The organism is Devosia psychrophila, assembly GCF_000971275.1.
Taxonomy (GTDB): Bacteria; Pseudomonadota; Alphaproteobacteria; order Rhizobiales; family Devosiaceae; genus Devosia; species Devosia psychrophila.
In genome coordinates this window covers 61,758-81,733 of the sequence record NZ_LAPV01000170.1, presented here as the reverse complement: position 1 = coordinate 81,733, position 19,976 = coordinate 61,758, and the positions used below count along the sequence as shown (strand labels likewise).

General features: G+C 62.3%; 17 protein-coding genes and 1 pseudogene. 10 read left to right on the top strand and 8 right to left on the bottom strand.

What is annotated here, in order from left to right; genetic code table 11:
- Nucleotides 1–52 precede the first annotated feature (52 nt).
- The 3 genes and pseudogenes from WH91_RS25980 (at nt 53) to WH91_RS25600 (ending at nt 1,866) form a co-directional block, all read left to right on the top strand.
- Complete coding sequence (locus WH91_RS25980) at nt 53–439, top strand: tripartite tricarboxylate transporter permease (RefSeq protein WP_052952993.1); 387 nt, start codon at nt 53–55, stop codon at nt 437–439.
- A pseudogene (locus WH91_RS25970) lies at nt 370–992 on the top strand (tripartite tricarboxylate transporter permease). Before WH91_RS25980 ends, WH91_RS25970 begins: the two are co-directional and overlap by 70 nt.
- Nucleotide 993: 1 nt before the next feature.
- Nucleotides 994–1,866, top strand: a complete 873-nt coding sequence (locus WH91_RS25600) for an isocitrate lyase/phosphoenolpyruvate mutase family protein (protein ID WP_244542396.1) — start codon at nt 994–996, stop codon at nt 1,864–1,866.
- A gap of 248 nt (nt 1,867–2,114) precedes the next feature.
- Here WH91_RS25600 and WH91_RS19495 read toward each other — a convergent pair whose 3' ends face one another.
- Genes WH91_RS19495 through leuC form a run of 6 tightly spaced genes read right to left on the bottom strand, consistent with a single transcriptional unit; the run spans nt 2,115 to nt 8,104 of the window.
- On the bottom strand, nt 2,115–3,584 hold the full coding sequence (locus WH91_RS19495; protein WP_046172674.1) for an NAD-dependent succinate-semialdehyde dehydrogenase: 1,470 nt from the start codon (nt 3,582–3,584) through the stop codon (nt 2,115–2,117).
- 10 nt (nt 3,585–3,594) lie between these two features.
- Nucleotides 3,595–4,533: a 3-hydroxyacyl-CoA dehydrogenase gene (locus WH91_RS19490; RefSeq protein ID WP_046172673.1), complete on the bottom strand. Its 939-nt coding sequence runs from the start codon at nt 4,531–4,533 to the stop codon at nt 3,595–3,597.
- Nucleotides 4,530–5,411, bottom strand: a complete 882-nt coding sequence (locus tag WH91_RS19485; RefSeq protein WP_046172672.1) for an isocitrate lyase/PEP mutase family protein — start codon at nt 5,409–5,411, stop codon at nt 4,530–4,532. The genes WH91_RS19490 and WH91_RS19485 overlap by 4 nt, the downstream gene beginning before the upstream one ends.
- The gene (locus WH91_RS19480) at nt 5,408–6,046 is read right to left on the bottom strand and encodes an isochorismatase family protein (protein ID WP_046172671.1); all 639 of its coding nucleotides are present in this window, start codon (nt 6,044–6,046) and stop codon (nt 5,408–5,410) included. The genes WH91_RS19485 and WH91_RS19480 overlap by 4 nt, the downstream gene beginning before the upstream one ends.
- Entirely contained in the window at nt 6,043–6,693 is a 651-nt protein-coding gene (leuD, locus tag WH91_RS19475; RefSeq protein WP_046172670.1) for a 3-isopropylmalate dehydratase small subunit, read from the bottom strand. The genes WH91_RS19480 and leuD overlap by 4 nt, the downstream gene beginning before the upstream one ends.
- The gene (leuC, locus tag WH91_RS19470; RefSeq protein WP_046172669.1) at nt 6,686–8,104 is read right to left on the bottom strand and encodes a 3-isopropylmalate dehydratase large subunit; all 1,419 of its coding nucleotides are present in this window, start codon (nt 8,102–8,104) and stop codon (nt 6,686–6,688) included. Before leuC ends, leuD begins: the two co-directional genes overlap by 8 nt.
- A gap of 205 nt (nt 8,105–8,309) precedes the next feature.
- Between leuC and WH91_RS19465 the strand changes: the two genes are divergently transcribed.
- Both WH91_RS19465 and WH91_RS19460 read left to right on the top strand, forming a co-directional pair.
- A complete protein-coding gene (locus WH91_RS19465) occupies nt 8,310–10,367 on the top strand; it encodes a hydantoinase/oxoprolinase family protein (RefSeq protein ID WP_046172668.1) in 2,058 nt (685 codons plus the stop codon).
- A gap of 5 nt (nt 10,368–10,372) precedes the next feature.
- Nucleotides 10,373–12,166: a hydantoinase B/oxoprolinase family protein gene (locus WH91_RS19460; RefSeq protein ID WP_046172667.1), complete on the top strand. Its 1,794-nt coding sequence runs from the start codon at nt 10,373–10,375 to the stop codon at nt 12,164–12,166.
- A gap of 33 nt (nt 12,167–12,199) precedes the next feature.
- Here WH91_RS19460 and WH91_RS19455 read toward each other — a convergent pair whose 3' ends face one another.
- Entirely contained in the window at nt 12,200–13,261 is a 1,062-nt protein-coding gene (locus WH91_RS19455) for a LacI family DNA-binding transcriptional regulator (RefSeq protein WP_046172666.1), read from the bottom strand.
- A gap of 269 nt (nt 13,262–13,530) precedes the next feature.
- Between WH91_RS19455 and WH91_RS19450 the strand changes: the two genes are divergently transcribed.
- From WH91_RS19450 to WH91_RS19435, 4 genes are all read left to right on the top strand, one after another.
- Nucleotides 13,531–14,646, top strand: a complete 1,116-nt coding sequence (locus WH91_RS19450; RefSeq protein WP_046172665.1) for a sugar ABC transporter substrate-binding protein — start codon at nt 13,531–13,533, stop codon at nt 14,644–14,646.
- 2 nt (nt 14,647–14,648) lie between these two features.
- Nucleotides 14,649–16,280 carry a sugar ABC transporter ATP-binding protein gene (locus WH91_RS19445; protein ID WP_046172664.1) on the top strand — a complete coding sequence of 544 codons (1,632 nt, stop codon included), beginning with the start codon at nt 14,649–14,651 and terminating at the stop codon, nt 16,278–16,280.
- Nucleotides 16,277–17,275 carry an ABC transporter permease gene (locus WH91_RS19440; protein ID WP_046172663.1) on the top strand — a complete coding sequence of 333 codons (999 nt, stop codon included), beginning with the start codon at nt 16,277–16,279 and terminating at the stop codon, nt 17,273–17,275. The genes WH91_RS19445 and WH91_RS19440 overlap by 4 nt, the downstream gene beginning before the upstream one ends.
- A gap of 89 nt (nt 17,276–17,364) precedes the next feature.
- Nucleotides 17,365–18,495 carry a zinc-dependent alcohol dehydrogenase family protein gene (locus WH91_RS19435; protein WP_046172662.1) on the top strand — a complete coding sequence of 377 codons (1,131 nt, stop codon included), beginning with the start codon at nt 17,365–17,367 and terminating at the stop codon, nt 18,493–18,495.
- Nucleotides 18,496–18,537: 42 nt separating this feature from the next.
- On the opposite strand, the gene WH91_RS19430 is transcribed toward WH91_RS19435, so the two are convergent.
- Nucleotides 18,538–19,026 carry a YidB family protein gene (locus WH91_RS19430; protein ID WP_046172661.1) on the bottom strand — a complete coding sequence of 163 codons (489 nt, stop codon included), beginning with the start codon at nt 19,024–19,026 and terminating at the stop codon, nt 18,538–18,540.
- Nucleotides 19,027–19,175: 149 nt separating this feature from the next.
- On the opposite strand from WH91_RS19430, the gene xth reads away from it, so the two are divergent.
- Nucleotides 19,176–19,946, top strand: coding sequence for an exodeoxyribonuclease III (gene xth, locus WH91_RS19425; protein WP_046172660.1), 771 nt, complete (start codon nt 19,176–19,178; stop codon nt 19,944–19,946).
- Nucleotides 19,947–19,976: the final 30 nt, after the last annotated feature.

Sequence of the window (19,976 nt, the reverse complement as noted above, 5' to 3'; positions counted from 1 at the left end):
CCTCAGCCCGACCAATCTGTTCCTTGCAACCATCGGCTCCTTCGTCGGCACCATGGTTGGCGTGCTGCCGGGCCACGAGCCCATCAACGCCGTCGCTATGCTTGTGCCAGTGGCATTCGCCTTGGGCCTGCCGCCCGAATCCTCGCTCATCCTGATGGCGGCGATCTGTGTCGGCTCCGAATACGGCGGCCGCATCAGCGCCATCCTGCTCAATGTTCCCGGCGAAGCTTCGGCCGTCATGGCTGCCATCGAGGGCTATCCGCTCGCCCGCCAGGGTCAGGCCGGCGTCGCTCTGTCGCTGGCGGCCTGGACGCCCTTCGTCGGCTCCGCAATTGCCACCCCGAGGGCAGCAAGTTCGGCCATGGCGACATGCGGGGCCTGGCCTCGGTGGAAGCCGCAAATAACAGCGCGTCGAACAGCAATTTCATCCCCATGCTGACGCTGGGTATCCCGAGTTCGGGCACCACCGCCATCATGCAGGGCGTGCTGACCCTCTACAACCTCACCCCGGCCCCGCCCTGTTCAATTCCCCGCCCGAACTGGTCTGGCGCCTCATCGCCTCGCTATTCATCGGCAATGTGATCCTCCTGGCGATCAATATCCCGCTGGTCGGCCTCTTCGCCCGCCTGCTCTCCGTGCCGGCATGGGTGCTGATGCCCTTCACCGTTGTAGTCAGCACGATCGGCGTCTATTCCGGCAAGTCGACCACTTTCGATCTCGTCCTGATGGTCGGGCTGGGCTTTGCCGCCTATCTGCTCCGCCGGATCGGCGTGCCAATGGCACCACTTATCCTTGGCCTTGTGCTCGGCAGGATTCTCGAACAGAGCCTGCGCCGCTCGCTGTCGCTGTCGGGCGGCGACGTGGGCATACTACTGTGGTCGAGCCCGATCTCCATCGTGCTCTGGACCATGGCCGCCGGCGTCCTGATCATACCGCTGCTGCTCCCCGGCTTTGCCCGCCGGCGCAACCGCAATGCCGTGGAGGTTGAGTGACATGACCTACCTCGTCGGGAGCGACCTCCCCAAGCATCCGGCCGGCAATCGCTACGGGGCCCTGCTTGCTCAACCGGGCATCGCGCGGCTGCCCGGCGCGCATAACGGCATGGCGGCCCTCCAGGCGAAGGCTGCCGGCTTCGAGGGGCTGTATCTGTCGGGCGCTGCCATGAGCGCCTCGATGGGCCTGCCCGATCTTGGCATCACGACGATCGAAGAGGTCAGCTTCTTCATAAGGCAGGTCGCTCGCGCCAGCGGGCTGCCGGTGCTGGTCGACGGCGATACGGGCTTCGGCGAGGCGCTCAACGTGATGCACATGGTCTGCTCCTTCGAGGATGCCGGCGCCGCAGCGGTGCATATCGAAGACCAGATTTTGCCCAAGAAATGCGGGCATCTCAACGACCATAGCTGCCGCCTGTCTGTGCTGGGGCATCGACAACAATCTGACCCGCAAATTATCGGTGGCCAATCCGGTGCAGATCGCCATGATCAAGGGTCTGGTTGCCGATGCGCGAATGTCTTGCTGGCCCTGTCCCTTGGCGCTGCCCTGCCTGGTATCGGCTTGATCGGCGCGGGTGCCGTGGTCGGCTTCTTCGGGATCGGCGTTAGCCTTGTAATGTTCATGCTCGGCCTGCGCCATTTAGGGGCCGCCCGGACGGGGGCCCATTTTTCGCTGGCGCCGTTCATCGGCGCAATACTGGCCGTTATGATCTTCCGCGATGCGATCACCGTGCAGCTGGTTCTGGCAAGGTTGTTGATGGGCCTTGGCTTATGGCTGCACCTTTCCGACCATGATCACGCTCATGAGGCACTGGAACACGATCACCCGCACACTCACGACGATCATCACCATCATACCCCGACGGGCCGGTGAGCGATCCGCATTCACATTGGCACCGCCATGAGCCGATGCGGCACAAGCACCCGCACTACACTGATCTGCATCATCGGCACAGCCATGCTTAGCACCGAGGGTGGTTGGGCTATGGAAGTGCCGACCCGCAAATAGAAACGCCCCGGACCCGTCAGGTTCGGGGCCTGACGGTGATCGAAGTGAGCTGCCACAAGCGGGTGGTCACTCGCCAGCCGATGAAACGCTGGGGTCAGCGCTATACCGTCGCCCTACCCGAGTCCCGCCAAACACACATACTTCAGCTCCAGATATCCATCCATGCCATAGCGTGAGCCTTCGCGGCCCAGGCCGGATTGTTTGACGCCGCCGAAGGGGGCCATTTCGTTGGCGAGGGCGCCGGTGTTGACGCCGACCATGCCGGCTTGCAGGGCTTCGGCTACGCGCATGACGCGGCCCATGTCGCGGGCGTAGAAGTAGGAGGCGAGGCCGAACTCGCTGTCGTTGGCCATGGCGATGACGTCGGCTTCGTCCTTGAAGCTGATGATCGGCGCCAGCGGGGCAAAGGTTTCTTCCTGCGTCACCAGCATGTCTTGCGTCACCCCGCCAATGACGGTCGGCTCAAAGAACGTGCTGCCCAGCGCGCTGCGCTTGCCGCCCAGCAGCAGCGTCGCGCCCTTGCCGAGCGCATCGGCGACGTGCTGCTCGACCTTGGTGACGGCGTGCTCGTCGATCAACGGCCCCTGCGTGGTGCCGGGCTGCGAGCCCTGCCCCAGTTGCAGCGCCTTGACCTTGGCGATCAGCTTGGTGGTGAACGCCTCGACGACGCCGTCCTGCACATAGAGCCGGTTGGCGCAGACGCAGGTCTGGCCGGAATTGCGGAATTTGGATGTCATGGCGCCTTCGACTGCGGCGTCGATATCGGCATCGTCAAACACGATAAAGGGCGCGTTGCCGCCCAGTTCGAGCGACAGGTGCTTGATGCCGCCAGCGGCTTCGCGCATCAGCCAGCGGCCGACTTCGGTCGAGCCGGTGAAGGTGATCTTGGCGATCTTGGGATTGGTGCAGAATTCCTGCCCGAACACCTTGGCCTGCCCGGTCACCACGGAGAACACACCGGCCGGAATGCCGGCGCGCTCGGCTAGTACCGCTAGTGCCAAAGCCGAAAGTGGGGTCTGGGATGCGGGTTTTAAAATCATGGTGCAGCCGGCGGCCAGGGCTGGGCCGGCCTTGCGGGTGATCATGCCGTTGGGGAAATTCCATGGCGTAATGGCGGCACAGACGCCGACCGGTTGCTTCAGCACCAGGATGCGCTGGCCCGGACTGGCGCCGGGAATGATATCGCCATCGACGCGCTTGGCCTCTTCGGCGAACCACTCGATATAGCCGGCATTGCTGATAATTTCGCCCTTGGCCTCGGCCAGCGGCTTGCCCTGTTCGCTGGTCAGGATCAGCGCCAGGTCGTCGGCATTGGCGATGATCAGGTCGAACCAGCACCGTAGGATGTTCGAGCGCTCCTTGGCGGTCTTGGCGGCCCAGCCGGGCTGCGCAGCGTGGGCAGCGTCGATAGCCCGGCGCAGGCTGCCGACATCGAGACTGGGCACGGTGCCGACCAGCGCGCCATCGAACGGATCGGTGACCTCAATGGTCGTGCGGTCGGGCGCCACCACCCATTGGCCTGCTACAAATGCCTTGTCGACCAGCAGCGATGGATCCGCGAGGTTCAGGGAACGGGTGGTCATGGCGGGTCTCCTAGACGTTCTGCTCGCGCAATTTCATCTGGCGCAAGGCCAGGATTTGCCGATCACGCCAGGCCTGGCGCTCGGCGATGGTGTCGAGCGGGACGCGTTGGGACAGCTCGGCGTGAGCGCTGGCGATCTGCTCGGGCGTCCAGTTATAATCGGTTCGCGCGGCGGCTCCAAGCTGGCGCATCATCGGGCCAAGACGATCGACGAAGCCTTGCAACCCGTCTGGTGCGTTAAGATGGGCCACCTCGAACGGACCGATGGAGGCCCAGCGCAAGGCGAGGCCATCGGTCAGCACCGCGTCGATGTCCTCGGGGGTGCAATAGCCCTCGCCCACCAGATGTAGCGCCTCGGCCACCAGCGTGAATTGCAGGCGATTGAGGATGAAGCCGTCGATCTCCTTTTTCAGCACGATGGGTCGCATGCCGGCGTCGGTCATCAACTGGCGGGCAGCGGCGATGGTTTCAGGCGAGGTGACGCCGGTGCCACAGAGTTCGACCAGCGGGATCAGCGAAGGCGGATTGACCGGATGGACGACCAGCGCGCGCTCGGGGTGGGGAAATCCGGTGAGAAATTCCGAACCCGGAATGGCCGAGGTCGAGGATGCGAGGATGGCTTCGGCGGGCGCGTGGGCGGCGATCTCGGTGAAGACCTCGCGCTTGACCGCCACGTCCTCGCGCACGCTTTCCTGCACGAAGATGGCGCCTGTCACAGCCTCCGCTATCGAGCTGGCCGATTTGATGCGCGCCACGACCGTATCGACATCCTCGGTCAACAGGCCGTTTTCGGCCAGCAATTCGAGCGTGCGGCGCGCGCCTGGAATGGCGGTGCGCTCCACTTCGCCTTCGATGGCGTCGAACAGCCCCACGTCGTAGCCGGCCCGAGCGAAAACCACCGCCCAGGCGCGTCCAACTGTACCAGCGCCAATGCAGGCGACGCGGCTCATTTGGCGGCTGTCGTAACTGGGCGAGCCCAGCGACGCTCGAAGTCCCAGACTTCTTCAAAGCCGATCAACGTGTTGAACTCGGCAAAGCTGAACAGCTTAGTATTGGGCGAATTGGAAGTGCCTTCGGCCTTGAGCACCTGCAGGGCATTTTCGGCGGCGGCAGCAGCGGCGAGGCCGGTGGCCGATGGGAAGATGGCGAGCTTGTAGCCGATATCGGCGAGCTGGGCCTGCGAACGGATCGGCGTTTTGCCGCCATCGGCCATGTTGGCCATCATTGGCTTGTTGATGCGCGAGCAGGCGATGCGCATCTCTTCTTCGCTTTCCAGCGCTTCAAGAAAGACGATGTCGGCGCCAGCTTCGCCATAGGCAATGCCGCGCTTCATGGCGCCTTCAAAGCCGTCGATCTGGCGTGAGTCGGTGCGCGCAATGATCAGGGTTTCGGGATTGCGGCGCGCCTCGACGGCGACCTTGACCTTTTCGACCATGTCGATCATCGGCACGACGCGCTTGAACGGCGTGTGGCCGCACTTCTTGGGGAATTCCTGGTCTTCGATCTGGATCGCCACGGCGCCGGCCTCTTCGAAGCCACGCACGGTGTGATGCACATTCAGCAGCCCGCCATAGCCGGTGTCGGCATCGGCAATCACAGAGGCATTGGCAGTGCGGCACAGCGTGGCCACCCGGTCGAGCATCTGGGTATAGCTGGCAATGCCGGCATCGGGCAGGCCATAGGCCGAGGCGGTCATCCAATAGCCGGAGGCATAGACGAAATCGAAGCCCACCTTGTTGCTGACCACAGCCGTGATCATGTCGTGGATGCCGGGGGCAACGACGAACTGGCCGGACGCCAGTGCGGCCTTGAGGCTGGGCTTGCTCATGGGTTCAATCCTAGATTTTGGAGATATGTGATGGTTTCAGTTTCGGAGACCACGTCGCCATATTTGGCGTCCATGTCGAAGAGATTGGCTTCATGCGGCGCCGGGTGGCGATCACCGACTGCCTGGCGCACGATGATGGGAATGAAGCCGTAGGAATTGCAGTCGACGCAGGTGGCGCGAATGCAGCCGCTGGTCGAAACGCCAGTATGGATGAGGGTGTCGATGCCCAGCGAAGTCAGTGTCGAAGCCAGCGAGGTGCCGAAGAAGGCGCTGGCATATTGCTTGGAAATGACCAGTTCATCCTCGGACGGCACCAGCCCCTTGGGCCAGGCGCCCATCGGGCTGCCCTCGAGGAAATTGTGCAGCGTCCTCGACTTTTGATAGAACCGTCCGCCGTTCAGCGCCGTCTTGTTGTAGACGACGTTGGTATAGATTACGGGCACATTGGCCGCTCGCGCCGCCGCCTGCAGGCGCAAGGCGCTGACCAGCGTCTCTTCGACGCCGGCATAAAGCGCGCAGCTTGGATCGAAATAGGCCTCGACGAAATCGATCATGATCAGCGCCGGACGCTTGCCAAAGCCGATGCGCTTGCCGAAAGCGTCTTTGTAGTTCTGCGATAGATCCTGGTCGCTCATTGGTCTTCCGTTTCGTCAAAAAGCCTGTCCAGCCGCCCATCGTCGAGAAACAACCAAGGCTGACTGGCCCGATGGCGGATTTCGAAGGCGGCAATATCGTCGGCGTCCTCGGCCAGAATGCCGCCGATTTCGTCGAGGCCGAGCATCAGGGCGCGGCGGCGATAGGGATCGATCTCGAACCGTGTTGCGGGTCCGTTGGGGAAGGTGACCGTCTGGCGCTCGAGGTCCACCACGAAAAGTTGGCCGCTCGCCGCCGCAGACATGGCGTTGCGGTGCGCCTCGCCGGTCAGCACGATTGGCAACACGCCATTCTTGAAGCAGTTGGAATAGAAAATCTCGCCGAAGCTGGGCGCGATGACGCAGCGAATGCCGAAATCGGAAAGCGCCCACACAGCCTGTTCGCGGCTGGAGCCCGAGCCGAAATTCGCATCGGCTACGAGGATTTTGGCTTCGTCAAAGGGGGCGGTGTTGAGCACGAAATCGGTCGCTGCACCGCCCGGCGCGTGGCGGCGCTCGTGGAACAGATGCTTGCCCAGACCCACCTTGTCCAACAGCAGCAGGAAGCGTGCGGGAAAGATGATGTCGGTATCGACGTCGGCCTCGGGCAAGGGCGCGGCGACGCTGGTGAGCGTAACGAATTTATCCATTCGATAGGGCCTCGAGACTGCGTACATCCACCAGATGCCCGGCAATGGCAGCGGCGGCGGCCATGGCGGGGCTCATCAAATGGGTGCGGCCGCCCTGCCCTTGCCGGCCTTCAAAATTGCGGTTGGAGGTGGAGGCGCAGCGATCGCCCGGCTCCAGGCGATCATCGTTCATAGCGACGCACATCGAGCATCCGGCATCGCGCCATTCAAAGCCGGCGTCCGTGAAAACCCGATCAAGCCCTTCGGCTTCCGCCTGCAGACGTACCGAGGCCGAGCCGGGCACGACAATGCCTGAAACGGTCGACGCCACCTGTCGGCCGACCACGACTTGGGCGGCGAGCCGCAAGTCCTCGATGCGCCCATTGGTGCAGGAGCCAATGAAAACCTTGTCGATGGCGATCTCGTCCAGCCGCATGCCTGGCTTAAGGGCCATATAACGCAGGCTACGCTCCATCTTGGCGCGTCGCGCCAGATCGGTCTCAAGGGCCGGGTCGGGGATGATTGAGGACACCGGCGCAGTCTCGCCGGGATTGGTGCCCCACGAAACATGCGGCACGAGAGCTGACACGTCGAGTTCGACCTCACGATCGAATGTGGCGTCGGCATCGGTAGCAAGGCTCAGCCAATAGGCTTCTGCGGCGTCGCGCTGCTCGGCTGTCGGGGCAAGCTTGCGGCCGCGCACATAAGCGATGGTGACATCATCGGGGGCAATCATGCCGACGCGGCTGCCTGCCTCGATCGACATATTGCACAGGGTCATGCGGGCTTCCATCGACAGGGTGGCGATGGTCGGGCCCGCGTATTCGATGGCGTGGCCGACGCCGCCATTGGTGCCGATGCGCGCGATCAATGCGAGGATGATATCCTTGACCGCGACGCCCGGTTGCAACGCCCCTGTCAGCGTCACGCGCATGGTCTTTTGCTTCTGCTGCCGCAGCGTCTGCGTTGCGAATACGCATTCACACTCACTGGCGCCGATGCCGAAGGCGATGGCACCGAAGGCGCCGTGGGTGGAGGTGTGGCTGTCACCGCAAACCAACGTGAGTCCCGGCAGGGTAAACCCCAGTTCGGGCCCGATGACATGGACGATGCCATGCCGGTTATCGTTCATGCCGATGTAGTGCACGCCGAAGCGCTCGCAATTGGCCTGCAGACGCGAAACCTGCCGTGCGGCAAGCCCATCGGGCAACGGCATGTGGCGCAGCCGCGTGGGCACAGCATGGTCGGCAACCGCGATATGGGCCGCCGGACGCACCAGATTGCGGCCTTCCGACACCAATCCGGCAAAGGCCTGCGGGCTTGAAACCTCCTGCACCAGATGTCGATCAATATAGAGCAGACTGGTGCCGTCGTAGTAATCCTTGACCACGTGCTGCCGCCAGACCTTGTCGTAGAGAGTGAGTGCGTTCATCGGGTGCCGTGACCAGGAAAGCCTATGCATGGAGTGTAGCCGCACGACCGCTCGCGAACATGCAAAAAATCTGGAGAGCCCGGCAATCTTTGCACTTGCGGAGGTGTCGAAGCGCAATCTATGCTCAAGTGAATGCGCATGCAATATCCGAAAGGATGAGGGTGCTGCGCGGACAGGGAACGACTATGCAGACAAGGGTAGAGACATGAGATTGGGCGTAGACGTTGGCGGCACTTTCACCGACCTGCTGCTGCACGACGAGAAGGGCAAACGCACCTTCCAGGCCAAGACACCATCGACGCCGGAAGACCAGTCGATCGGCGTCGTCGCGGGCGTCAAGCTGATCTGCGAGAAGGCGGGCATCCTGCCGTCCGACATAGAGCTGATCCTGCACGGTACCACGGTCGCGACCAACGCAGTGCTCGAAGGCAAAGGCTCACGCGTCGGCCTGCTGGTCACCGAAGGCTTCGAATATACGCTGCATCTCGCCAAGTCCTGGACGCCCGGCCCGCTGTTTGGCTGGATCAACATGGAAAAGCCCGATCCCCTGGCCTCGCTTGCCGATACGCGCGGCATTCCGGAGCGCATCAATGCGCGCGGCGAAGTGGTCCGTGAACTCGACATCGCCGCCGCGACCGTGATGATCGACCAGCTGTGCTCCTCGGGCATCGAGGCCCTGACCATCTCGCTGATGCACTCCTATGCCAATGCCGAGCACGAACGCGCCTTGCGCGATATCGTCGCCCAACGTTTCCCTGAAATTCCAGTTTCGCTGTCATCGGAAATTCTTCCCGAATTCCGTGAATACGACCGCGCCATCACCACGGTGATGAACGATTATGTGCGGCCGATCATGAAGCGCTATCTGTCGCGCATCGAGCAGCGGCTGGCCGAGAACGGCGTTACGGCACGTCTTCACATCGTGCGGTCCGACGGCGGGCTGATGAGTGCTGCCGCTGCGTCCGAGCGTCCTGTGCATACGGTGTTGTCCGGCCCGGCCGGCGGCGTTACCTCCACCATGATGCTGTCGCGCCGCTCAGGCTTTCCCAAGCTGCTGGCCTTCGACATGGGCGGCACATCGACCGACGTCGCCGTTATTATCGATGGCGAAGCCGCGATCTCGCGCTCCACCGAAGTGGGTATGTTCCCTGCCAAGGTACCAACTCTCGACGTGCGCAGCGTCGGCGCCGGCGGCGGCTCGATCGCCGATGTGTCCGAGCTGACCGGCTCGCTCCGCGTCGGCCCGCGCAGCGCCGGCGCCCGTCCCGGCCCGGTATCCTATGGCCGCGGCGGCACCGAGCCCGCTGTCAGCGACGCTAACGTGGTGCTGGGCTATTTGCCGCCCGTTCTACTGGGTGGCGACATGCATCTCGATGTAGAAGGCGCCCGCGTGGCCGTCGCCAGCATCGGCGAACAGCTTGGTCTGTCGCCAGAGGATGCTGCGAAGGGCATTATCGATATCGCCAACGAAGTCATGCTGGGGGCGCTCCGGGTCATCACCGTGCAGCGCGGGCTCGATCCGCGTGAGTTCGGCATCGTAGCCTTTGGTGGTGCTGGCCCGCTGCATGCCAATGCCGTCGCCGAATTGCTGGGCTGCTACCCCGTGCTGGTGCCGCCCAATCCCGGCGTGCTCTGCGCCCTGGGTTTCCTCGAAGCCGACTTCCGCAACGAGTTCGTGCAGACTTACATCCGCACCACCAACGGGCTCGATCCAGCCGAAGTCTGGAGCCGCTTTTCCGATCTTGAGAGCAAGGCGCAGGCTTGGCTCACCGAGCAGGAAGTCAGCGACGCCGACGCGTCGATCACCTATTCGCTTGATTTGCGCTACGAACAGCAGGGTTTTGAAGTCGCCGTGCCGGTCAGTGCCGAAGACGTTCGGAACAAGGGCGCATTGGCCCAGACGCTGGCCGATTTCCACAATATCCACGAACGGCTGTATGGCGTGCGCTTCACCGTGCCTATCGAGCTGGTTGCGCTCCGCGTCGTGGCGCGCGGCGCAACCGAGCCGGTCGATGAAGTCGTGCCGGAAGGCGTCGGCACCGACGTTGCGGCTGCAGTCATCGAAACTCGTCCGGGTTATTTCGATGGCGCCTGGCAGGACACGCCGCATTACGATCGCAACAAGCTTGGCGTGGGTACGCGGGTCGAGGGCCCAGCGATCATTCGCCAATATGACACCACCACCGTGCTGCTGCCGGCGCATTACGCCGAGATCGACACGCATGGTAATATTCTGATCTGGCCCGTTTCGAAGGGGAATTGAGCGCCATGACCATCAAGACAGACAGCACCAAAGTCGATCCGATTACCCTCGATATCATCGAGAACGCGCTCAAGAATGCCCGCTATGAAATGGACGGCGTTGTAGTGCGCATTTCGCTATCGCCGGTGATCCGCGAGCAGCACAACGAATTCCCGATGATCTGCAACGAACGCGGCCAGATGGTCGTCGGGCAGTTCGGCTCTTACATTCCAGCCGTCGTCGAAAAGTTCGGCGGCGACGTCAATGAGGGCGACATCTTCGTCTGGAACGACCCCTACGCCTCCAAGGGCTCGATCTCGCACAACAATGACTGGTGCGTGATGCTGCCTATTTTCCACCAGGACGTGCTGGTGGGTTTCTCGTCGATCTTCGGCCACATGGTAGACGTCGGCGGTTCCGTGCCCGGCTCGATGCCTGCCAATGCCCGCACTATCTGGGAAGAAGGCCTGCGCGTACCGCCGGTAAAGATCTACAGCAAGGGCGTGCTCAACCAGGGCGTGCTTGACATCATGCTCAACAACTCGCGCACCCCGGACATGAACCGGGCCGACCTGATGGCCCTGATTGCCGGCTGCCGCACCGCATCGGTCCGCGTTCGCGAACTGTGCGAGCGCTTTGGCCGCGATACCTACATGACCGCCTGCGACATGCTACTGGCCCGCACCCGCGAAGCCATGCGCGTGGTGATCCAGAAGTACATCCCCGAGGAAGCCGTCAGCTTCACCGATTATGTCGATGACGATGGCCTCGGCAATGGCCCGTTCAAGATGACGCTGACCATTTACCGGCGCGGCGACATCGCCGTGTTTGACTGGACTGGAACCGACCCTCAGGCGGAAGGGCCGATCAACTTCCACATCCACGAAGGGCTCTGCAAACTGTTCTTCGGCGTCTACATGATCATGTCGTTCGACCCTTCGGTGCTGTTCAACGAAGGCTTTTACGACTTGTTCGAGATCGTGCTCCCCGAAGGCAGCCTGCTCAATCCGCGCTTTCCCGCGGCGCTCTCGAACCGCCTCAATACCCACACGCGCTTCTTCGATTGCCAGTCGGGTGCATTGGGCAAAGTCGTGCCGGAGCTTTCGGCTGCGGCCGGCTACGGCACCAGCCCTCACTTCATCTTTTCGGGCACCGACAAGAACGGAAAGTACTTCCAGCTCATGGAACTGCTGTTCGGCGGCGTCCCCGGACGTCCCAAGGGCGATGGCTTCGACGGCCATGCCTGGTGGCCGCTGTTTTCGGCCACGCCGATCGAATATATCGAGAACTATTACCCGGTGCTGATCGAGCGTTATAAGCCGATCCAGGACTCAGGTGGTCCCGGCCTGCATCGTGGCGGCGCAGGCATCGAGAAGGTCTATCGCGTTCTCGAAAAGGGCAATGTGTCGATCCATGACGATCGCGAAGTGGTACCGCCGTGGGGCATCAACGGCGGATTGCACGGCGGCACGTCCAGCAAGTGGGTGATCAAGGCCGGCGAGACCGAGCCGACCCGCATTCCGTCCAAGATCGACAATCTCAAGGTTTATCCGGGCGACAGGGTGGTGTTCAAGACTGCCGGCTCCGGTGGCTGGGGCGATCCGCTTGATCGCGATGCGGCCATCGTTGCCCGTGACGTGCGCTATGGCCTGGTCTCCCGCGCGCAGGCCGAAACAGCCTATGGCGTGGTGCTGACCGAGGCCAACCAGCCCGACGTCGATGCCACCGCCAAGTTACGGGCTTCGGCCAAAGAAGTCCGCGGCGAACCGTCGGCGTTCGACTTCGGGTACACGCCGCCTGAACGACAGGCCGCTGAGTAAAAACAAAAACGGGGCCGCAAGGCCCCGTTTTTTTTAGCTCTGGATTTCCGGCTCGGTCCAGCGATGACTCAGGGGCACGGGAATGGTGTTGCGCCAGATCAGGCGCCCCTTGATTGGCCGGTCTATGCCGCGAGGAATAGGCTCGGTGGGGTCGTCGAGATGCAGGAGCTGCAGCGTTTCGTCGACCATCTGCTCGATGGGCTGGCGGACGGTGGTCAACTGATAGGGAAGCCGGCGGCCTTCGGGGATATCGTCGAAGCCCCCTACCATCAAATCCTCTGGGACGCGCAGGCCGATGCGATGGCGCAAAGCATCGATGGCCGCCATTGCCATGATGTCGTTGACGCCGAACAGCGCATCGGGCCGCACCCTGTTCTGATCCCGGAACAGCTTCGCGGTGGCGTTTAAGGCGCCCTCATAGGACGAGTGCCCTTCGACTTCGACAATCCGGGTGCGCTTGACGCCGCCTTCGAGGAGCCGGCCCACGAAGCCGCGTACGCGGTCCTGGCTGGTGGTGCCCTTGAGATCGCCCGTGATCAGCGCGAAATTCTTGGCTCCAGCGGCAAGGAATGCCTCGGCGATCAGCGCCCCGCCCGCGACATTGTCACAACGCACGCCCGAGGCATCGGAGCCGGGAATGTAGCGATTGAACAGCACTATGGGGATGCCGCGATCGTGACACAGGCTGATCATGCGCGTCGACAGTTGTGCCGCGGTCAGCACCACACCATCCACCTGGTACTTGAGCAGGTGCATGATGGCTTCGTCGCTCTCGGAATTGGGCTCGACGGTGAAGATCAGCACCTGCCGCCCCTGCTCCTGCAGGCGGCGGCTAAAGGTGTGCAGCACATGCACGTAGAACGGATTGTCCAGATTGCCGATGATCAGCGCAACGATATTGGTGCGCTTGGTGGTCAGGCTGCTGGCAATGGAGTTGGGTACGTAATTGAGCTTCAGCGCCGCTTCGAGGACTTTGGTGCGGGTTTCATCGGCGATTCGCGATCCGGTGGTAAATGCCCGGGACACCGCCGACTGGGACACTCCGGCAAGCGCGGCGACGTCGAATGAAGTTGATCTGGAGCTCTTGCGCGCCATCGTGCTCTCTTTCCTGGGCGCCAGACTCTAGAATGCGCATGCACGATCTGTCCCCGCATCATCGTTAGCTGCAGAAGGGCATGGATTCAATGGAAAGATGCTGCATTTCTGTGCATCTAGCCTGCAAAAGCGGCGGCCTTGTTATCTTCCAAAAACCCAAAGATTTTCGACCGCCTGATTGACTTGTTTCAAAGCTTGCGCTCACTATGCATGCGCATGCACTACTATGTGCCCGAGGGGGGCTGGTGGTGCGGGACAGGGAGAATTCAATGAAAAAACGTGCGCTATTTGCTTCAGTGGCCGCCGTAGCGATGTTTGCCGGCATGGTTGGGGCTGCCTCTGCAGATGAAGTCACCGACGGCGTCGCCCGTGCTACCGAAAACCTTGCGAAATACGCTTCGACGCCCGAATTCGTGGCGCCGGGTGAGCCCTTCGACGCCAAGGCCTGTGCCGCCGGCAAGAAGATGATGTCGATCCCCAACAACAGCGGCAATCCCTTCCTCAAGGGCATTATCGACCGCATGAAGACTGCCGGTGCCGAAGTGGGCCTCGAAGTCCGCGAATGGGAAAACCAGGGCCAGCCCGCCCAGTGGGTCCAGGGCATCGAGCTCGCTACCCGCGAAAAGTATGACATCATCGACCTGATTTCGGGCATCGATCCCGGCACCGTCGCGCCGCAGCTCGAAGCCGCCAAGGCCGCTGGCGTCAAGGTGATGACCTCGCACTTCTATGATCCGAGCTTTGAACAGCACCCAGTGGTCTCGAGCTCGCTCACCATCGGCTTCGGCGAAGTCGGCACAATCCTTGCGGATTGGGCAACCGTCGCCGCCGAAGGCAAGGCCAATATCGCGCTGGTCATCTCGACCGACGTTCCGCCCACCATCCCACTGGTCGAAAACTTCAAGAAGCAGCTCGCGGCGAACTGCCCGAACTGCAAGATCGTGCAGGAAATCAATGTCGGCGCGACCGAATGGGGTACCAAGATTCAGCCGGCCGTGCAGACTGCAGTGCAGGCCAACCCCGAGATCAACGTCATCATCCCGATTTATGACTCGATGAGCCAGTTCGTGGTTCCAGCGCTGCGCCTCGCCGGCAAAACCGGCGAAGTCAAGCTCGCAACCTTCAACGGCACGCCATTCGTGCTCGACTTCATCGCCCAGGGCATGGCTGACATGGACATCGGTGAAAGCCTCGACTGGATCGCATACGCCACCATCGACGGCCATCTGCGCGACGCGTGTGGCCTCAAGACGCCGACTGCACTCAACGTGCCGTTCTATATCTTCGACAAGGGCAACGTTGCCGAAGCCGGCGCCCCGGCCCAGTTCGACACCGGCTATGGCGATGCTTACAAGTCCGGCTTCCGCACGCTGTGGGGCCTCTAATAATGACCGGCGTGTCGGATCAAACACTATCAGGTCCGACAAACCATCCGGGGGCGCCTCAGGCGCTCCCGGTGCTGTCGGTCTCCAACATTTCCAAGACCTTCGGCGGCGCCAAGGCGCTGCAGAACGTATCGTTCAAGGTCATGCCGGGCGAAGTGCACGGCTTGCTGGGCAAAAATGGCTCTGGCAAGTCTACCCTGGTCAAGATCCTCGCCGGCTTTCATGCGCCCGATGACGGCGGCACGATGCAGTTCAATGGCGATGCAGTGAGCCTACCGCTCAAGCCGGGCGACTATCGCCGGCTCGGCATGGCATTCGTTCACCAAAACCTTGGCCTTATCCCGTCGCTCACCGTGCTCGAAAACTTGCGCCTCGTGCCGCTGACCTCAGGCAAAGCGCTCTATATCGACTGGTCTACGCAAGACCGCGCTGCGCGCCAGGCGCTGTCGCGCTTCAGTCTCGATCTCGACCCCAATGAACGCGTCGACCGGCTGACGCCGGTTCAGCGCGCCCTGCTCGCCATTGTTCGCGCCTTCGAAGAAATCGAGGCTTCGCGCGCCATCACCGGTCGCCCCGGTCTTGTGCTACTGGACGAACCAACCCCATTTTTGCCTGCCGCCGGCGTCGAGCAGCTTTTTTCCATGGTCCGCTCGATCACCCAGTCGGGCTCCAGTGTCATCTTCATCTCCCATGACATCGACGAAGTCATGGAGATCACGGATTCCATTACCGTCTTGCGTGACGGCGAAATGGCGGGCGCCTTGACGCGCGACGAAGCCAGCCACGAAGCCATCGTCAAGATGATCGTCGGACGCAATCTTTTCAAGACCGCTCGCCCCGCGGGAGGCCCTGTCGAGCGTCCAGTTTTTGCGCGTATTTCCGGCCTCTCAGGCAAGATGCTGCAGAAGTCCGACCTGCATGTCGGCAAGGGTGAAATTCTCGGGCTGACCGGCCTGATCGGCTCCGGCTATGGCGAAGTTCCCTACCTGGTGTTTGGAGCCCATCCTGCGCGCTCCGGCACCATCACAGTCGATGGCGGCGCTGAACTTGCCCAGACCGCATTATCGCCCCGAGCAGCCATCGACATGGGCTTTGCCCTGCTGCCCGGCGACCGCCAGGGCGCGAGCGGCGTCGATAGCCTGCCCATCGTGGACAACCTGTTCCTCCCCGACGTCAGCCGGTTTTTCAAGGGCGGCTTCATGCGCAATCGGGCCATGGTGCGCGAGGCCAAGTCGCTTGGCGCGGCGTTCGAAGTGCGTCCCAACGATCCGGGCCTCAAGCTTTCGGCACTGTCGGGCGGAAACGCCCAGAAGGTGCTCATCGCCCGCTGGATGAACCGCTCCCCGCTTCTGTTGTTGCTAGACGAACCCACTCAGGGCGTCGATGTCGGCACCCGCCAGCAGATATTTGCCGCTTTGCGCGCCGCCGCTGCCAAGGGCATGTCGGTGATCTGCGCCAGTTCGGAAGCCGAGCAATTGGCCGAAATTTGTGACCGCGTGCTGGTGTTTTCCAAGGGTAGCATCTGCACCGAGCTTGTTGGCGACGCGCTGACCAAGGAGGGCATTTCGGAAGCGTGCTACGCAACCGCCGCTCCTGCCTCCACTTCACCCCTCACCTCGCGGGTTGCACCATGACCGACACGATCTCGACCAAACCCGCCGACAAACCCGCGGTTAACTACGCGCGCCAGTTCGAGCGCATCGCGCTGCTGCTGGTCTGGGTCATTATCATCGGCCTGTTCAGCGCCGTGATGCCTCGGGCGTTTTTCAACTGGGGCAATTTCTCGATTATGTTCGCCTCCTATGCACCGGCAGCGCTGCTGGCACTGGCGATCATCATTCCGCTGACCGCTGGCGACTATGACCTTTCGGTCGGCGCCACGCTGACGCTTTCGGCCTCGACCATTGGCGTGCTCAACGTCTGGCACCAGATGCCGATCGGCCTGATGCTGGTGATCGTGCTTGGCATGGGCGTTCTGGTGGGCCTGTTCCACGCGCTGTTCATCATCTATTTCCGCGTGCCATCGCTGGTGGTGACGCTGGGCTCGACCTCGCTGATGAGCGGCCTCGTGCAGTGGATGACCAATTCCTCGACCATCGGCGGCATCGACAACGGGCTGATCATGGCCGCAGTGGGCTACCGCCTGTTCGGCATTCCCTATGCCTTCTATTACGCTTTGGCCGCCGCCTTGGTGATGTGGTACATTTTCGACTACACCCCGCTTGGCCGTAAACTGCTGTTCGTCGGCCGTGGCCGCGAGGTCGCCCGTCTCAACGGCATTGCCGTCAACAAGGTGCGTGTCGGTGCCCTCGTTATGTCCGGCGTGCTGGCGTCGGGCGCGGGCATTCTCTACGCGGGTGTTCTGGGTTCGGCAGATCCCTATTCGGGCCTGAACTTTCTGTTGCCCGCCTTCGCTGCGGCATTCCTTGGCGCTACCACCATCCAGCCGGGTCGCTTCAATCCATGGGGCACCCTGGTCGCGGTATATTTTCTCGCGACCGGCATTACCGGGCTGTCGATGCTCGGAATCCCGCTGTGGGTCACCAACGTGTTCAATGGCGGCGCGCTGATTGCGGCGGTCACCATTTCCCAGATTACCCGCGGCCGCGAAGCATCCGACATCGGCTGACGACAACTAAGGCGCGACAAGCGCAGGAGGACCATCATGGCCACTCATCTCAAGATTGCCGAAACGGCCAAAGGGTAACGAGGCCGGCAATGAAAATCCGTGCTTCTATCCTCGAACGGTCCGGTCTACCAGCTCCCTATGCGCTGTCGAAACCGCTGCGCATCGCCGAGATCGATCTAGCCGGCCCCGGCCAAGGCGAAGTGCTGGTCAAAGTGATGGCAGCAGGCCTCTGCCACTCGGACCTGTCGGTGATCGACGGCAATCGGCCGCGGCCACTGCCGATGGTTTTGGGTCACGAGGCGGCCGGCGTCGTCGAGGCGCTTGGACCGGGCGTCGATGACCTGGCGATAGGCGACCATGTGGTGTTTGTCTTCGTGCCCAGTTGCGGCAGTTGCCCGTGCTGCTCGGACGGGCGCCCTGCCCTCTGCGTGCCGGGCGCTGCTGCAAACGGCGCCGGCGTGTTGCTATCGGGCGAACGCCGGCTGAGCGAAGTCGAGCACGATCTCAATCACCATCTCGGCGTCTCGGCCTTCGCCGAATACGCCACGGTCTCGCGCAAGTCGCTGGTCAGGGTGGATTCGTCGTTGCCGTTCGAACAGGCGGCGCTGTTTGGCTGCGCCGTGCTCACAGGAGTTGGCGCGGTGTTTAACGGCGCCAAGGTTACGCCCGGGGACAAAGTCGCCATCATCGGCCTTGGCGGCGTCGGCATGGCCGCTTTGCTTGGAGCACGCGCTGCGGGCGCCGAACAGATCATCGCCGTTGACCTGTCGCGCGAGAAACTCGACCTCGCGCTGAGCATGGGCGCCACGGACGTCTTCATCGCCGGCAGCGAAGGTGCCGCTGATGCGATTAAGGCAGCCACGGATGGCGGCGTCGATCACGCCATCGAACTGGCGGGTTCAGTTCATGCCTTGCAACTGGGCTACCAAATCGCCCGACGCGGCGGCCAACTAACCACGGGAGGCTTGCCTTCGCCGACCGCAGTATTCCCTATTCCAGCGGTCAGCCTTGTCGCTGAGGAGAAGACCGTGCGCGGCAGCTATCTAGGCTCTTGCGTGCCGGCCCGCGACATCCCCCGCTTCGTGCGCATGTATCAGCGCGGCATTCTGCCAGTCGAAAAACTGCTGTCTGAAGTCATGCCGCTCACCAGCATCAACGCCGGCTTCGACAAGCTCCGCGAAGGAAAATTGCTGCGCGGCGTCGTCACGATGGAGCGATAGCCCGGCGCGCGACGACACCTACAGGACGGTTGCCTCACACTCTTACGTGGTGCGGAGCAGACTGTCGCGGGCTTCATCATCCGTCTTCGGGAAGCGGCCTTCGGGGGTGAGGCGATCCACTGCGTCGGGAATGTTGGACGATAGTCTTTGCAGCAGGTCGTCATATGAAATCCCGGTGGTGGCTGCCAGCTGGGTCAAAGTATCCTTGCCGATGGCGGCTTCAACGTCATGCGCCTTGAGGCCCTGAGTTGGGACGCCCGGCGTGGTCCAGGAATCGGCGGTTTCCTTCTGGCCGTTGCCGCGGAAACTATCGAGGAGGTCATTGAGCCCGCCGGTCAGGACATTGCCACCGCTGGACTTGCCATTGAAAAGGTCACCAAGGCCGCCCAGCATTCCGCCGAGGCCGCCCTGCGCCTGCCCGCCGGTTCCACCTTGGACACCTTTGAGGGCTTCGGAAATTCGGTCCCGGTTCTGATAACCGGCAACTGCCAGCAGTCCGAGCAGCGCGACGAGAGAAGGAGAATTGGCCATAGCAGTCCGTCCTTACGTTTGGCGTGGTTTGCCGTGAGTAGTCTCACCTGACAAACGGTGCGGCCCAACGGTGGTTCCGCCTGGGTCGAACGGATCGAACACTGACCCGGCGCATTGAAAGGTCATCAGGACGACCGAGGGCATCGCCGATGAAAGTGGCTACCTACAACGTCAACGGCGTGAACGGGCGGCTTCCGGTCTTGCTGCGGTGGCTGGAGGAGGCACAGCCCGATGTCGTATGCCTGCAGGAGCTGAAAGCGCCAGACGAGCGGTTTCCCATGGCGGCGATCAAGCAGGCCGACTACGGCGCTATTTGGCTCGGTCAAAAGAGCTGGAACGGGGTAGCGATCCTCGTCCGGGGTGCCACCCCTGTCGAAACCCGGCGCGGTCTGCCCGGAGACGACCTTGACCTGCACAGCCGGTATCTGGAAGCGGCAGTCGACGGCATCATCATAGGTTGTCTCTACCTGCCCAATGGCAACCCTGCACCAGGTCCAAAGTTCGACTACAAGCTGAATTGGTTCGAGCGGCTTACCAGGCACGCTCAGGGACTCTTCGACAGCGGGCTACCCGTGATCCTGGCAGGTGACTACAATGTCATGCCCACCGACCTCGACGTCTACAAGCCAGAGCGATGGCAGGACGATGCGCTGTTTCGGCCCGAGGTCAGGCAGGCGTATCGCGCTCTAGTCGATCAGGGCTGGACCGACGCCCTCCGCTCGCTTCACCCAGCCGAGCGCATTTACACGTTCTGGGACTATTTCCGCAACGCCTATGGCCGTGACGCCGGTCTGCGGATTGACCACCTGCTGCTGGCCCCGAACGTGGCCGAACGATTGGTCTCGGCAGGCGTCGATCGCCATGTCCGCGGCTGGGACAAGTCCAGCGACCATGCGCCAACCTGGATAGTGCTTCACTAACCTCACGTCGCACACTGCCTGCAACTACGG